This window comes from Bacillus sp. Marseille-P3661 (genome assembly GCF_900240995.1).
Lineage (GTDB): Bacteria > Bacillota > Bacilli > Bacillales > Bacillaceae_J > OESV01.
Map to the genome: position 1 here is coordinate 1,001,509 of NZ_LT965954.1, position 16,068 is coordinate 1,017,576.

Genomic DNA, 16,068 nt, shown 5'->3' on the forward strand with positions numbered 1-16,068 from the left:
TCTTGCGAATTATACTGTAATCCTTAAGGACAAAAAAGGTTTGAATCTATATGTTGAGATTCAAACCTTTGATAAGCTTTTAGCACGCACTTTTTAAGCACCTGTTACACGCTATGGTTAATTTATGTAGAAAACTCGAATTGAATAACTAAAAAATTGCATTTAAAATATAAAATGAAATTCCGGCTATCAAAGCAGAAATTGGAAGTGTTATTATCCAAGTAATAAGCATCCTTTGAGCCGTTCCCCATTTTACTCCTTTTATACGGTGTGCAGATCCTACGCCCAAAATAGATGACGAAATAACATGCGTGGTACTCACTGGTAAATGAATAAATGTAGCACCAAAAATAACTGCCGCACCTGTTAAATCAGCAGCAACACCATTTACAGGCTTTATCTTCATTATTTTCCCACCAACGGTTTTAATGATGCGCCATCCACCAACAGAAGTACCTAACCCCATAGCTAGTGCGCAGGAAAATTGTACCCAAGTTGGAATTTCACTAGACGTTGTATAGTTATTGGCGATAAGAGCCATCGTTATGATCCCCATAGCTTTTTGGGCATCATTGGTACCATGGGTAAATGATTGTAGTGCGGCTGTAAAAATTTGGAACAAACGGAAATTTCGATTTGTTCTTGTTAGATTATTATTTCTAAATACTACCTTAATAATGCTATAAACAATATAACCGACAACGAAGGCTATAATTGGTGAAAAAATTAAGGCTTGGATAATTTTAAGAAATCCATTGTAATTCAATGCATTAAAACCAGCCGCCGCAATCGCTGCCCCGGCAATTGAACCAATAATAGCATGTGATGAGCTTGAAGGAATTCCATAATACCACGTAATTAAATTCCAAGAAATCGCTGCAATAAGTGCTGCCAAGATAACGAGGGAACCGTTTTGGAGCGTAAAAGGATCCACAATATCCTTCGTAATTGTTTTAGCAACACCAGTAAAGGTCATAGCTCCAACAAAGTTCATAATAGCTGCTAGAAGTATTGCATGCCTTGGTTTAAGTGCCTTAGTGGAAACAGAGGTTGCGATTGCATTTGCCGTATCATGAAAACCATTAATAAAGTCAAAAGCTAAGGCACCAATTACTATTAATACTGTAATTATAAAAATAACATCCATTATAAAAGCCCCTTACGCATTTTTCATAATAATACTCTCTAATGTATTTGCTACTGCCTGACAATCATCAGCAATGTTTTCTAGACTTTCATAGATTTCTTTATATTGAATAATACGAATTGGGTCCTTCTCAACTGCAAATAGATTTTTTATAGATTGACGTAATATTCCATCGCATTTGGACTCATAATCCTTAATCTTAATTGCATGCTCTCTTATATCAAGAAGTTTCTTCGTAGATAAAAGTTCAACTGCTAATTCAATTTCAATTGCGCAATTCCGAATAGCATCGACAAATTTCACCATATACTCGTCTGCATTAGTAATTGAATACATTTCTAATAATGCGGCACAATGCTCAAAACCGTCTAACACATCATCTAAACTCATCGCTAAGCTAAGAATGTCCTCACGTTCAATTGGTGTAATAAATGCTTTATTAAGCTCAACAATCACCTCATGAACATAATCATCACCTTTATTTTCATACTTCTTCATCGTATCGAAAAAAATTTTCAGATCACTCGTATTCGATAACTTGTAGTCAGCAAAATAAATTGCACTTTCCTTTATATTTGTCGAAATTCGCATCAATAAATCCATGAATTTGTCAGCCTTTTTAAAGCCCATCTTTTAACCTCCACTAGTTTTAACTGATTAATAAAATCCTTCAAACGTAAATATTGTATACGAAAAATGTCGAATTAGGAATTATTTTTTTACAAATAATTAACAATCTCTTAACAAACTCTTAAAATCCACTAATATGTAAGTATATAGCTTCAGGTAACATCATTTCTTATACTAACCTATCTCACCTTTAGATATTACTGATATTGATCCAAGAGAAACAAACTTTATAGTGCGCCATACACACTTGAATTGTATTCTAACTAGACGAGCAACTTCATGGTTTAGTAGTCGGAAAATCTGATGCGGATTCTGACTACATTGAGCAATTTCATCCTTTTGGAGTCAGAATCAGATGGGTATTCTGACTCGATTGATCAATTTCATCCTTTCGTAGTCAGAATCTGATGCGGATTCTGACTACATTGAGCGATTTCATCCTTTTGGAGTCAGAATCTGATGGGTATTCTGACTCGATTGAGCAATTTCATCCTTTTGGAGTCAGAATCTGATGGGTATTCTGACTCGATTGAGCAATTTCACACTTTTGTAGTCAGAATCGGTGGCAGATTCTGACTGGATTGAGCAATTTCATCCTTTTGGAGTCAGAATTTGATGCGGATTCTGACTAGTTTGAGCAATTTCATCCTTTTGGAGTCAGAATTTGATGCGGATTCTGACTCGATTGAGCAATTTCATCCTTTTGGAGTCAGAATTTGATGCGGATTCTGACTCGATTGTACAATTTCAACCGAATGTAGTCAGAATCAGATGGGTATTCTGACTCGATTGAGCAATTTCATCCTTTTGGAGTCAGAATTTGATGCGGATTCTGACTCGATTGAGCAATTTCATCCTTTTGTAGTCAGAATCTGAAGCGGATTCTGACTCGATTGTACAATTTCAACCGAATGTAGTCAGAATCAGATGGGTATTCTGACTCAATTGAGCAATTTCATCCTTTTGGAGTCAGAATTTGATGCGGATTTTGACTCGATTGAGCAATTTCATCCTTTTGGAGTCAGAATTTGATGCGGACTCTGACTCGATTGAGCAACTTCAACCGAATGTAGTCAGAATCGGTGGCAGATTCTGACTAGTTTAAGCAACTTCATCCTTTTGGAGTCAGAATTTGATGCGGATTCTGACTCGATTAAGCAACTTCACCCTTTTGTAGTCAGAATCAGATGGGTATTCTGACTCGATTGAGCAATTTCATCCTTTTGGAGTCAGAATTTGATGCGGATTCTGACTCGATTGAGCAATTTCATCCTTTTGGAGTCAGAATTTGATGCGGATTCTGACTCGATTGAGCAATTTTATTCTGACTCGATTGAGCAATTTCATCCTTTTGGAGTCAGAATTTGATGCGGATTCTGACTCGATTGAGCAATTTCATCCTTTTGGAGTCAGAATTTGATGCGGATTCTGACTCGATTGAGCAATTTCATCCTTTTGGAGTCAGAATTTGATGCGGATTCTGACTCGATTGTGCAATTTCAACCTAATGTAGTCAGAATCAGATGGGTATTCTGACTCGATTGAGCAATTTCATCCTTTTGGAGTCAGAATCGGTTGCAGATTCTGACTAGTTTAAGCAACTTCATCCTTTTGGAGTCAGAATTTGATGCGGACTCTGACTCGATTGAGCAACTTCAACCGAATGCAGTCAGAATCGGTGGCAGATTCTGACTAGTTTAAGCAACTTCATCCTTTTGGAGTCAGAATTTGATGCGGATTCTGACTCGATTAAGCAACTTCACCCTTTTGTAGTCAGAATCAGATACGGATTCTGACTGGACCAGCAAAGTCCACCAGTTTATTAGCGAACATACCTTGGTCCGGAGGATGTAAACGTCAACCCTCTACAATCCCAGTTCCCACAAACTTTATAAAACAGTGGAAAAATTTCTTAACCCCAAAGTTACCCATACCAATCTAATAAGCCTTTCATATCCTATCAAGACGGTAATATTTTTTAGTACGAAACTTAGACCGTCATAATAAATATTTGGTGGTGAATTTGGATGAAAATCCAATGGATATCTGAACTTAGTACAGATCAAGTCAGGATTTCTCCAAAAAGTCTTCGCGAAAATCAAATAATACCAAGTAAGATGAAATTTCATTTTGGTGCTTGGGATTGTGAGATAAATATCGATATTGATCCACGCTTTTCAGACGATGTTATCGGACTACCGCAAGCATGGAGAGAAAAGTTCACATTTCCAGATGCTTTAACATACCAACTTCTAGTGGAGGATAACAATCTTCATTTAGGTCCTTTAATCGCACTAATTTCTTTTTCCAAGCATGATAAAATAACTGCAGACAACCTTAATCATCACCTTGATTACTTTCTGCAATTTGGTACAGGCATGTTAATTATTTGTGCTGTTGATGGAATAGATACAAAGAAAAAGTTAATAAAGGGCTACTATTACTATACAGATGGAACAGTGAATAATTGGAAAACTGGAGTATTTCCCTATCCAGATGCAGTTTACAATCGTACTAAGGTGAGTAAAGAAATTTTTGATGACCTTTCGCAGATGACAAATAATCGCATATTTAATAGTTTTTCGAATGGTTCCTTTAACAAGTGGGAATTGTGGCAACGTCTTACTCCTGTTCCGGAGCTTCAAAACCATCTCCCCCACACGATTCCTTTAACAAATATCCAGTCATTAAATGGGATGATTGACCTTCATGGTTTTGTTTATTTAAAACCTTCAGGTAGTACACTCTCAAAAGGAATTATTAAAGTATGTAGAACAAAAAACAAAAATGGATACGTTCTACTTTATCCCAATCGTAAAAAAGGTGGAAAAGGTACCATTCAACATATTCTTGTCGATCGTAAAAAGATAAGAAGGTGGATCCAAAGACTGAATCGTAAAAAGTATATAGTTCAGCAAGCAATCTCAATGAAAAAATATGAACAAATGCCAATCGATTTTAGGGTTATTATGCAAAAAAACAAAAACAATAAGTGGGGTTGCACAGGAATATTCAGTAAATATGGAAAAAAGGGTAGTATTATTACTAATTTTAGTACCTCCGGAAGACTGCTATCTGGCGCTGAATCTCTTCAGCTAGCTTTTCAAATGAATGAGCAGCAAGCCCAAAACAAACTAAATAAACTCGCTTATTTATCACACCTAATCTGTCGAACCTTCGATAAATATGGACTATATGGAGATTTGGGAATCGACCTTGTTGTTGACGAGTTCGAAAGAGTTTGGATTTTAGAAGTTAACACGCTTGATACGTATCATCGTTTCCCATTGCATTTGAATAATAAACAACTTTATGAACAAGTAATAAAAAATCCACTCGAATACGCAAAATTTTTAAGCGGCTTTAGAAGGAGTACACAGATTCTATGACCCAGTATGGTAAACAAGTAATTTCCCCTAGTATTACGTTAAAAGAAATATACGGCCCCAATCATGTATTAAATCCAAGGCCTTCTTATTCCGGTTATGGGTGGTTATCCAAAAATCAAATATCTTTGAATTCATCCACCGGTTCTCCTTTTGCAATAGCAGGAAGTATGCCGGTTGTTTACAGCAATTTTATTTCCACAAAGGAATGCTTTGAATTATATCGATTAGCAAATCTAACAATTCCTTCGAGTATCTATGAATACGGTTCAGCTGAACAATATCAGCAACTATTGAACACCTTCATTAAAAACAACCAAAAATTAATCATCAATTACGTTCATCCACCAGAAGAAATTCCAGATTATGCTTATTGGATCAATCCGCAGCTGTTGGCTTATTTAAATAACAAGATGAATTTACAACAACTCGTTCCAATTGCTCATATTCCGAAGAGGGAGACTGTCCACCCTAGTGATCTAACATCCTTTCAACATTCCACTTTTCCATTTGTCATTAAAGCGGGTACAGAACAACCTACAGGCGGCGGTCATGATGTAATAATTTGTACGAGTTCCGAAGATCTTACCATTGCTCACAAATTATTTTCCGCCAGTGAGTTTGTAATAGTAGAAGAATATCTGCCAATTTTAAAAAATTATTGTATTCAATTTGCAAAGACTTTTGATGGTGAAATAATTTATCTAGGGGTTACCGAGCAAATTACAAATTCTAACGGACTTTATATGGGCAATTGGATTGAAAAAGATCTTGAACCTCCAAACCGCGTTCTTGCACTTGGCCGTGAAATTATGGAACAAGCGTGCGCGATGGGATATAGGGGGATAGCTGGATTTGATATTGTTGAAACAGAGGATAACCGCGTATTAGCTATTGACCTTAACTTTCGATTCAATGGTTCAACAGCACCTTTACTGCTTAGCAATAACATCTTTAAACACTCTAAGTCTTCTATTCTACTTTTCCGTTCCTGGGCAACAAATTTACCATATAGCAAAGTTATGAATATATACCGGCGTGCAATAAATAATGGCTGGCTAATCCCCCTTTATATTTCCAAGCCATATTATCATCATCATAATAAACCGGTTACTCGCCTCTCAGGAATTATTGCTGGAACCTCAAAGAAAGCTATTAGAAAAAAGATACTTCCAAAACTGCCTAGGCGATATAGATATAAAAAGAAATAAATAAAAAAGTGACAGTTTACTTTACTTGTAATCTGTCACTTCATTATGCAAGTTTTCACATGAGATAAAGCGAATATCTTTCCTCATTTAAAACTGGTCGAAACTTATTCTTAAAATTGCGCAATCCACTGCCAACCCCAATGTCCGTTCCAAGATTTATCGTTTCTACGCTAGGATTGATTCGGTGAATTTCTTTTGCGAATTCTACGTATAGATATTCTGATAATCCATCAAATTCTTCCCTTTTCTTATGCAAACCTGCCCATGCCTGACCGTGCGGCAAAATCCCCCCGGTGTACATTCCTATGATTTGCCCGTCTAATTCTGCAACAAGTACGATATGATTTAATTTCTTCTGATATTTTAAGATTCTGCGGTAGCGACTATCATCACGGATTTTGGGATATTTTTTACCTAAAGTTTGATTCCAATCCTGTTTTAATTTTACAAGAGAAGCGAAATCATTTATAGTACCTCTTCTTATCCTTACATTCGGGTAATCTCTTTTAAAACGGTTAATTGCATACCTGACTTTTTCAAATTCAGAGCCTTTTAATTCAAGCAACTTTTGAACACTTAAATGACGCTCAACGCCCATTCGTTGTACACACCTAAATTTTTGTTTAAATGAATTTAGTTCATTTAAACAAGTAAGTTGGGAATGGTTGACTCCTAGAACAACAGACTTACTTTTATCACCGCCATTCCATTCATGGCAAAATAGAGCACATTTATATAAAACCTCAGTTACATGTTCAATCTTACCTTCTCCTAAGGGTAAAAAAGCAATTTTAAGCGTTCGATTTTGATAAAGACGAAAAACAACCAACATCCCATCGACAATTCTCCAAAGAACATTCCCATACATTGGACCTGAGGAGGACCACAAAAGGTCAAAATTGGATGAGAATAGATTTTGATTGTATTGTGTTTTCATGACATACTTTGTATAAATTTCCTTATCTTTTAGTCTCAGACTAAAAAATTGCCAATCTCCTAATTTCACATTACGTGCTAAACGAAATCTTCCCCTCAATAAAAACGCTCCTTTTAAGCATTTTAGGCCTCTAATTACTACTTCCCCATTCGCCTATAGCTGATTCTCTTACTATGTTTCGTCCTGTTGATTTTATGATGATTTTTTGGAAAATAATCAACCTTATTTCAAAAAAGTAATATATGTATATTCTATGTCCATTGTTTTTCAATGTATCGACTATCACCTATGATAAAGCCCGTTTTATCTAATAGGCACAGTTTGTCGCTCAGGAACCTATAATTGACTAGACTAATAGCATCTTTTTGCGGCAATAAGGTACCCTATGTCCGCTTAGACATCCGAAGACTTTCGCGGACATCCATTGCGTTATTTACATAATAAACCTCTATCTAAGCCGATAGACAAAAAATAAGGCAGCAATTTCGCTACCTTAAAAATGGTACTATTAGGTTTATTGAACAACTAAACATATCGTCGTGATGTCGAAGACCTTACCCTTTTAACAATTGATACTGCCGTAGAACCTCTTTTGTAATCTCGCTATTCTCTTCAAGACCACTTACTTCCTTCAATACTTTTGCTATACCTTGTTCTTTAATCATACCTTGCAGTTTAACAGCCTCTTCGTCTTCCTGATAATCAAATAACAAAGCAGCTGCAATTGCTTTTGCTAAGTTGGAATAAGCTAATCCAGCTTTTTGTGCTTCGGTCGCAGGTCGTACTAAACGATCCTCTGGTCCAAGTTTTCTTATCGGTGAACGCCCTACTCTTGTTACCCCATCATTTAAATATGGATTTCTAAATCGATCAATAATTTTTTGAATATAATTAACATGCTCTTCTCTATCCAATCCATATTGCTTAACTAAATAATCACCAGTCTCCAACAATGTCGCTTCAACTTGAGCAGCAATGTTATCATCCGCTAACGTTTTATCTATTGTCGATTTTCCATCAAGATAACCCAAGTAGGCGATTACAGCATGCCCGGTATTGACTGTGAATAATTTCCTCTCAATAAATGGAGCTAATTCATCAACAATTTTCATCCCTTCAATTGGAGGAATCTCTTCCGTTGTCTCTACAACCCATTCATAATAAGGCTCGACCAGTACATCCAATGATACTTGATTATCTTGAATAGGAACAATCCGGTCTACAGCAGAATTAAAAAAGTAAACCCTACCATCTAACTTTACTTTAGCATCTTCTTCTAAATGCTCTAAAATATGTCTCTTTAGTATATCTGTTGCACCTATTTGATTTTCACAAGCGATTACATATAGTTTTTCATCCGTTTCACTAACCCGTACCGATATGCCGCGAGCAATAAGAGGTGCAATTCTCGGTAAAATGTTAGGTCCAATCGCAGTCGTTAAATAAGTTGCTTTTGTAATTGCATCAACCACTTCATTTTCCTGTTTCAAATTATTTAAACCCGAAACATTATGAATAGTCGTTGTCTCTTTCTTATCAGTAGCTAATTTTACTTGATAGCATTTTTTTTCGTTTAATTTATTAATAATTTCATCAGCTATATCAACAAAAGTTACATGATAGCCTGTGGCAGAAAATAATGCCCCAATAAAACCCCTACCAATATTTCCTGCTCCAAAATGAACGTTTTGTTTCAAAAATTATCATTCCTTTAGCAATTTATTTAAATGTTAACCGATAAATAAGAGTAGGACTACTATGTTTTATCTTATTTACTATTAATGATATCGAGTAATTCTTTTGTTGTTTTAGCTTGGACCATTTGATCAATATTTTCCATTTCAGAACAAATCACCGCTATTCCAGATAGGATTTCCAAATGAGTATTGTCTTTACCCGCAATACCGAAAATCAGCTTCGCTTCTTGACCATCAAAATCTACACCCTTTGGCACTTGAATAACAGTAAACCCTGAACGTATTACAGCCTTTTTGGCTTGTTCTGTTCCATGTGGTATCGCTACATTATTCCCCATATAAGTAGATGTCATATTATCACGTTCAATCATTGCATCTACATAACTTTCTTCAACATACCCTGCTCTAACTAATACTTCCCCAGCAAAGCGTATCGCTTCTTCTTTAGTTGCAAATTCTTTGTTAAGGAAAATATTTTCTTCCAGTAACAAATCGTCGTCATCATGACCATGATCTGCACCTGTAGCTTCTTGTTGTGATTCTTCAACCACTTCAGTTAATTCTTCAGTTACACCACTTTGTATACTATCGATGAGCTTATCGTATTCCGGGCTTGATAAGAAGTTCTCCACCGAAATATGATAGACATTAGGCAATTTAGCTTTCGCACGTGGTGTTAACTCTGCTTGCGTAATAACCACCTGTGCATCACTCGGTAAATTACTAATCGATGTATTTGTTACTGAAACATCTAGGCCTGCTTCCTTCACTTTTTTACGAAGAAGAGATGCTCCCATTGCGCTGGAGCCCATTCCTGCATCACAAGCAAATACAATTTTATTCACATTTTCAAGTAATGTACCAGAATTAGCTGTAAAAGATCCTGCAACAGAACTTTTCTTTCCTTTCATTTCTTGCATCTTCCGCGCAGCTTCTTCAATATTTTCATCTTCTTGCTTACTTGTTTTTAATACGATAGAAGAAACAGCAAAGGACACGCCCGCTGCCACTAAAACTGCCGCAAAGTTAGCAATATATGCCCCTGCCTGTGGCGGTGTAACAGCTGTAATCGCCAATATACTACCTGGTGATGCGGGCGCTACTAAGCCCCCACCTAATAGTACTAGTGTAAACACACCGCTTATACCGCCCAAAATAACTGCTAAAAATAACGCAGGACGCATTAAAACATAAGGGAAGTAAATTTCATGAATCCCCCCTAGGAAATGGATAATTCCTGCACCTGGTGCAGATTGCTTAGCAGTACCTTTCCCAAACAGCATAAATGCTAACAAGACACCTAGTCCAGGACCTGGATTTGCTTCCAAAAGAAATAGAATCGATTTCCCCTCATTTTGAACCTGCTCTAGCCCAATTGGAGAAAGTACGCCATGGTTTATTGCATTATTTAAAAATAAAATTTTAGCAGGCTCAATAAGAATGCTTGTCAATGGTAATAAACCCGCAGCAATTAACCAATCCACACCTGACACCAATATTTGTGTAAAGCTGTCTACAGCTGGTCCGATAGCTAAAAAAGCAACAATTGCCAAAATTGCACCAAGAATGCCTGCCGAAAAGTTATTAACAAGCATCTCAAAGCCCGTCCTAATCTTCCCTTCAATCGCTTGGTCAAACTTTTTAATCACATAACCAGCAAGCGGGCCCATAATCATTGCACCTAGGAACATCGGTGTATCTGGTGCACCAACAATTACCCCTGCTGTGACAATCGCCCCAACAACACCACCACGATGATCATGTACAAGTTTTCCTCCCGTATAACCAATTAATAAAGGCAATAAGTATGTAACCATTGGCCCAACTAACTGGGCAAGGTTTTCATTTGGGAAAAATCCTGTTGGTATAAATAATGCCGTTATAAGTCCCCACGCAATAAATGCACCGATGTTTGGTAATACCATTGAGCTTAGAAAGTTTCCAAACTTCTGTACCCTCACTTTTAAAGTTGTCATGCCTAACTTCCTTTCTATTAAGTATTGGAAAATAAAAACGTAACAATAAAATACACGTATAATAACATCCATTTGTGCTATGTAAGACAAACCTATTTTTCCACAATGAATTACTATTATTCTTAGTAGCAGATTTAAAATGCCAATGTATTATAGAAATTTTAATCAAACGTTTGTTTGAATTTATTGCTGTACCTTGATATAACAAAGGTATTAATTAGAAAAAAGTAATCAAGAGTTTGTTTGTTTTAGAAGTTTACTTGTAAAAACCCAAACTGTGGCAATAATTCAATGGAAGGATTTTATAACGCTGATGAAGAGGTTTTACCGTAAAATTCATTAACAAAACCCCTTCATCCTACCGATGAAGAGGATATTCCTCTTAAAATTACACGTGAAACCTCTTCATCAGCTTAATGAAGAGGTTTTATCCGCAAAATTTATTAATAAAACCCCTTCATCCTACCGATGAAGAGGATATTCCTCTTAAAAATACATGCAAAGCCTCTTCATCAGCTTAATGAAGAGGTTTTAACCGTAAAATTCATTAACAAAACCCCTTCATCCTACCGATGAAGAGGATATTCCTCTTAAAATTACATGCGAAACCTCTTCATCAGCTTAATGAAGAGGTTTTAACCGCATAATTCATTAATAAAACCCCTTCATCCTACCAATGAAGAGGATATACCGCTTAAATATTCATACGAAATCTCTTCATCAGCTTAATGAAGAGGTTTTAACCGTAAAATTCATTAACTGAACCCCTTCATCCTACCGATCAAGAGGATATCCCTCTTAAATATACATGCGAAACCTCTTCATCAGCTTAATGAAGAGGTTTTAACCGTAAAATTCATTAACTGAACCCCTTCATCCTACCGATGAAGAGGATATCCCTCTTAAATATACATGCGAAACCTCTTCATCAGCTTAATGAAGAGGTTTTAACCGTAAAATTCATTATTAAAACCCCTTTATCACGTACCGCAAAAGGTTCGGTATGGTCGTGTAGATTCTGGGGGCAGTGTGGCAAACTCTGCCTGTTCAGGAGAGTGCGCATAAGGCGATGATAGAACATTGAGCAGTCTATTCATAACGCTGTAATCACCGTTCTCCACTGCAGCTTTAAGGGCTTCTTCTACTCTGTGGTTACGAGGGATTACAGCAGGGTTATTGTTTTTCATTAACTTTACTGAATCATCTTTACATTCCTGCTGTCTCTCTAATCTTGCTTGCCACCGCTCATGCCATTGCGTAAATTCTCCTTTTCCAAACAATACGGTACCTTCAAGTTTGTCAAAAGTTAAAGCAGTAAATGTATTTGTATAATCAGCACGATGTGTTTCCATCAAACCAAGGAGAGCTTCAATAAGCGATTTATCCTCAGGTTCTTCATTAAATATTCCAAGCTTTGCTCGCATTCCTGTGAACCAATATTTACTGAAGAGCTCTGGAAATTCTGAAATAGTATCCTGTGCTATTTTAACAGCTTCATCATCATCATCATGAAATAACGGCAAAAGTGTTTCAGCAAATCGCGCAAGATTCCATCCAGCAATCGGTGGCTGATTTCCGTAAGCATAGCGTCCTTGTGTATCAATTGAGCTAAAAACAGTTGATGGACTATAGGTATCCATGAAAGCACAAGGACCATAATCTATCGTTTCACCACTAACGGTCATGTTATCAGTATTCATTACCCCATGGATAAATCCAACAAGCTGCCATTTGGCTACTAGCGATGCTTGACGCTTCATCACTTCCTGAAGCAGTGAAAGATATGGATTATCATCAGTTTGAACGTCCGGATAATGGCGTCTTAAGGTATAATCGGCTAGAGCCCGAAGATCGTCAATTGTTCTCATGTTGGCTGCATATTGAAAAGTACCAACGCGAATATGACTTGCCGCAACCCTAGTCAAAATGGCACCCGGAAGATAAGATTCTCGAACTATTGATTCACCAGTTGTCACCACCGCTAAACTTCGAGTGGTAGGTATACCAAGCGCATGCATGGCCTCACTTATAATGTATTCTCGCAACATCGGTCCAAGCGCTGCCCGTCCATCACCACCACGGGAATATGGGGTTCGACCTGATCCCTTAAGCTGAATATCAACTAGATTACCTTGTGGCGTAATCTGCTCACCAAATAATAAAGCTCTTCCATCTCCTAACATTGTAAAATGCCCAAATTGATGTCCTGCATAAGCCTGCGCAAGTGGCGCAGCGCCTTCAGGTATCTCGTTTCCTGCAAGCACCGCTACACTTTCATCACTTTGGAGTGCTTGCTCATTTAACCCTAAGTTTTTTGCCAGCGGCATATTAAGAATAACCAACTCGGGTGAGCTAACCGGGTTAAGTTCAACGTTCGAATAAAATGCTTTTGGCAATTGGGCATAACTATTATCTAAGTTCCATCCTGTTTCTATTGCATCTTTCCCCTTTGTCATTGTATCTCCTTTACATCATCTGTTTTATTAGAAATTTCTTGTAGAGACAAATTATAGAATATTACTAATTTAGTTAGCTGTTATTGTCTACATCTGCCTGAGTATTATACGCTACATCGCAAACCCAGTGGACTTACGTTTTAAGAAAACTTAATGGTCACGGTTCACGATATAATTCAACAAATGATTTAGAAAAGCTGTATTGCGCGGTACCTCTTGTAATGTTTCTATGGCCGCACAATAATGGTCCCACATTACTTTTCTCGCGTCATCCCTACCTAAAATGGAAACAAAGGTCGAATTATTATTTTCTGCATCTTTTCCAACATGCTTTCCCAGTACATTTAGATCACCTTCAACATCAAGTAAATCATCTTTTATTTGAAACGCAACACCAGCATGATATGCATATTTTTTTAAAGCTCGTATTTCAAATTCCTCAGCCTGAGCAAGAATGGCTGGCATTATAAGTGATGCTTCAAATGCTAAACTTGTTTTATAAAACGAAAGCACATTCAATTGCTCTAGTGTCAATTGTTTCCCTTTAGATCCCAAGTCCATCCCCTGTCCCTTACACATTTCTGCTGTCACCTTTGTCGAATACTGAACTAGCTTAAGTACTGTGTTTGGGTCGAAATGCTCAAGTGATACTTGTTCCTCAATAGCTTTTTGAGTTAAAAAAAGACCAGTCAACTCGGCTGTAGCTATGTTATAAACCTGATGCAGGGTTGGGCGACCTCTTCGAATAGGTGCATCATCTTGGGACGGCAAATCATCAAAAATGAGCGATGCAGTGTGCATATACTCCAATGACTTTAGTAATGGGATTATTTCTCGCTCATTTAATCCATATTCGTTAACACCCATAACCCAAGTAATAATTGGTCTTAAACGTTTTCCATCACCCGCAAGACTATAATTTGCAGCATCAATTATAGTGTCATTTATCAAAGGGACTTGCTCTACTTTTTGGATAGGTAAGATACTATTAATCTGAGTTCGAACTGTTTCAATTGTCTCTAAGAAGGCTTCCTGCTCTTGCCGTTGATTTTTTAATATGGAAATAATATGGTCCCTTAACAATTTATCGAAGAAATCCACATCATCCGCTTTTCGAACCATCTTTTGAATAAGTGTATTGAAATTTATATGACCAGATGAGAATAGCTGCATGACCTCATCGTATTTTTTTGTTCCAATACGCTCTTTAAAACGTTTCAGACCGTTTATTGCACGATCTAAAATAACCTCACACGTTTTAGAATCTGAACCATAGACGTTATGAATTAAATTCGAGATGACCATCCAGTATAATTCAAAAGGATTGATAAGATCCGATCGCTCTTCATGATATTTCAAATAATAGGTATAAGGTGTGACCGCACCATCCTGCAAATCATCAAACATATCTGCAAAATCATCGGCAAGTTGATTGTATATACCATAGTAAAATGTTCGATTATCTATATCCTCATCTTCAGGAGCACTAATGACGGTACGAACAATTAATCGGGAATAAGCGGATTTCAATATGATTGGTAAGTATAACTCTTCATTGCTGTAGTTGGCATACGATAACTTTTTAACACGATCAACTTCCTGGGAGTGAAAAAACACATAAGCTTGCTCGAAAAATGATTGCAGTGTCTCTTGCCGCTGATTCTTCTTAATATACTCAAAAGCATCTCGAAGTTCGGAATGAATATACTCTATTAAATCTTTATTAGGTCCATTCCATTCGCCCAATTCAGGGACAGATCTAGTTATCAGAGTTGTCCGTATCAAATCTGAATACCGTTGTTGCTCTAAATTTGATAATATTCCTGAGTCGAGAAGGTCATCAATGAAAGGATAAGTCAAACCATAGGAATAGCCAAGCCTAAGTGCCTTAACAAGTCTTTGTTTACGTTCTTCAGGGTCTGTATTCTCATCCATTTCTTCAAGCACGTTCATGATTATCCCAGCTATAATTTTTATCAGCTTCCGCTGAGCATGATCTGCATCCATACCTTTTGGAATGCGGGTGGACACAGTCTTAAGTTTTTCTATTAACCAGATGACAGAAGACTCGATGCCTTCCTTCTGAGCAATTCGATAAAGTCCAGCCATGCTAAAAGTCTCTACTTTATTAGTTTGTTCTGTTGCCGTAGATTGAAGCAGGTATTCTTTTAATTGATCTACTACACGCCGAATCCTAGTTTGAGTATTAGGAGAATATAGTGCTTTGCCTAAGTCACGCATGAAAATATATGAAATACTCCGATCCAAATAAGAATCTAATTTACCTGAATAATTCAACCATTGAATATATTGATGATATGAATTAGAATCTTTCATGCCCTTACCTCGGCAAAAAAAGGATAAAAATGAATACCCATGAATATGGTTTTGTTTCCATGACTTTATGTCCTTTGTTAATAACGGAACATAGGTCTTTTGCATAACTTGGACATTAAGTAATTTAAAATAATGAGCGGCCTTCTGCTCAGCTATACGGTAACATTCATCAGCGCTTTTCACTAACTCCTCATTCATAATACACATACCTCTACTTACTATCTGTTTTGCCATGCCATCAGACCTTAATATTAAAAAAGCCGTTCTTTAAACCCTATTTTAAATATAATC

The 16,068-nt window shown here is 36.9% G+C and carries 9 protein-coding genes; 2 read left to right on the forward strand and 7 right to left on the reverse strand.

Annotated features, from left to right (window positions below; translation table 11 throughout):
- Positions 1 to 148: 148 nt before the first annotated feature.
- Together C1724_RS16035 and C1724_RS16040 are read right to left on the reverse strand one after the other, a co-directional pair.
- Positions 149 to 1,147, reverse strand: coding sequence for an inorganic phosphate transporter (locus tag C1724_RS16035; RefSeq protein WP_102347710.1), 999 nt, complete (start codon positions 1,145 to 1,147; stop codon positions 149 to 151).
- 12 nt (positions 1,148 to 1,159) lie between these two features.
- Positions 1,160 to 1,777, reverse strand: coding sequence for a DUF47 domain-containing protein (locus C1724_RS16040; protein WP_102347711.1), 618 nt, complete (start codon positions 1,775 to 1,777; stop codon positions 1,160 to 1,162).
- Positions 1,778 to 3,804: 2,027 nt separating this feature from the next.
- Here C1724_RS16040 and C1724_RS16045 point away from each other — a divergent pair.
- Entirely contained in the window at positions 3,805 to 5,166 is a 1,362-nt protein-coding gene (locus C1724_RS16045) for a YheC/YheD family endospore coat-associated protein (RefSeq protein ID WP_102347712.1), read from the forward strand.
- Positions 5,163 to 6,374 (forward strand): ATP-grasp domain-containing protein, encoded by a 1,212-nt coding sequence (locus tag C1724_RS16050; protein WP_102347713.1) that lies wholly within the window; start codon positions 5,163 to 5,165, stop codon positions 6,372 to 6,374. Before C1724_RS16045 ends, C1724_RS16050 begins: the two co-directional genes overlap by 4 nt.
- 55 nt (positions 6,375 to 6,429) lie before the next feature.
- Here C1724_RS16050 and C1724_RS16055 read toward each other — a convergent pair whose 3' ends face one another.
- From C1724_RS16055 to C1724_RS16075, 5 genes are all read right to left on the reverse strand, one after another.
- Positions 6,430 to 7,410: a phosphatidylglycerol lysyltransferase domain-containing protein gene (locus C1724_RS16055; protein WP_102347714.1), complete on the reverse strand. Its 981-nt coding sequence runs from the start codon at positions 7,408 to 7,410 to the stop codon at positions 6,430 to 6,432.
- A gap of 455 nt (positions 7,411 to 7,865) precedes the next feature.
- Complete coding sequence (locus C1724_RS16060) at positions 7,866 to 9,008, reverse strand: mannitol-1-phosphate 5-dehydrogenase (protein WP_102347715.1); 1,143 nt, start codon at positions 9,006 to 9,008, stop codon at positions 7,866 to 7,868.
- 71 nt (positions 9,009 to 9,079) lie between these two features.
- Positions 9,080 to 10,984 (reverse strand): PTS mannitol transporter subunit IICBA, encoded by a 1,905-nt coding sequence (locus C1724_RS16065; protein WP_102347716.1) that lies wholly within the window; start codon positions 10,982 to 10,984, stop codon positions 9,080 to 9,082.
- Between the two features lie 980 nt (positions 10,985 to 11,964).
- On the reverse strand, positions 11,965 to 13,440 hold the full coding sequence (locus C1724_RS16070) for a protein adenylyltransferase SelO (RefSeq protein WP_102347717.1): 1,476 nt from the start codon (positions 13,438 to 13,440) through the stop codon (positions 11,965 to 11,967).
- 150 nt (positions 13,441 to 13,590) lie between these two features.
- Positions 13,591 to 15,975, reverse strand: coding sequence for a polyprenyl synthetase family protein (locus C1724_RS16075; RefSeq protein WP_102347718.1), 2,385 nt, complete (start codon positions 15,973 to 15,975; stop codon positions 13,591 to 13,593).
- Between the last annotated feature and the right edge of the window lie 93 nt (positions 15,976 to 16,068).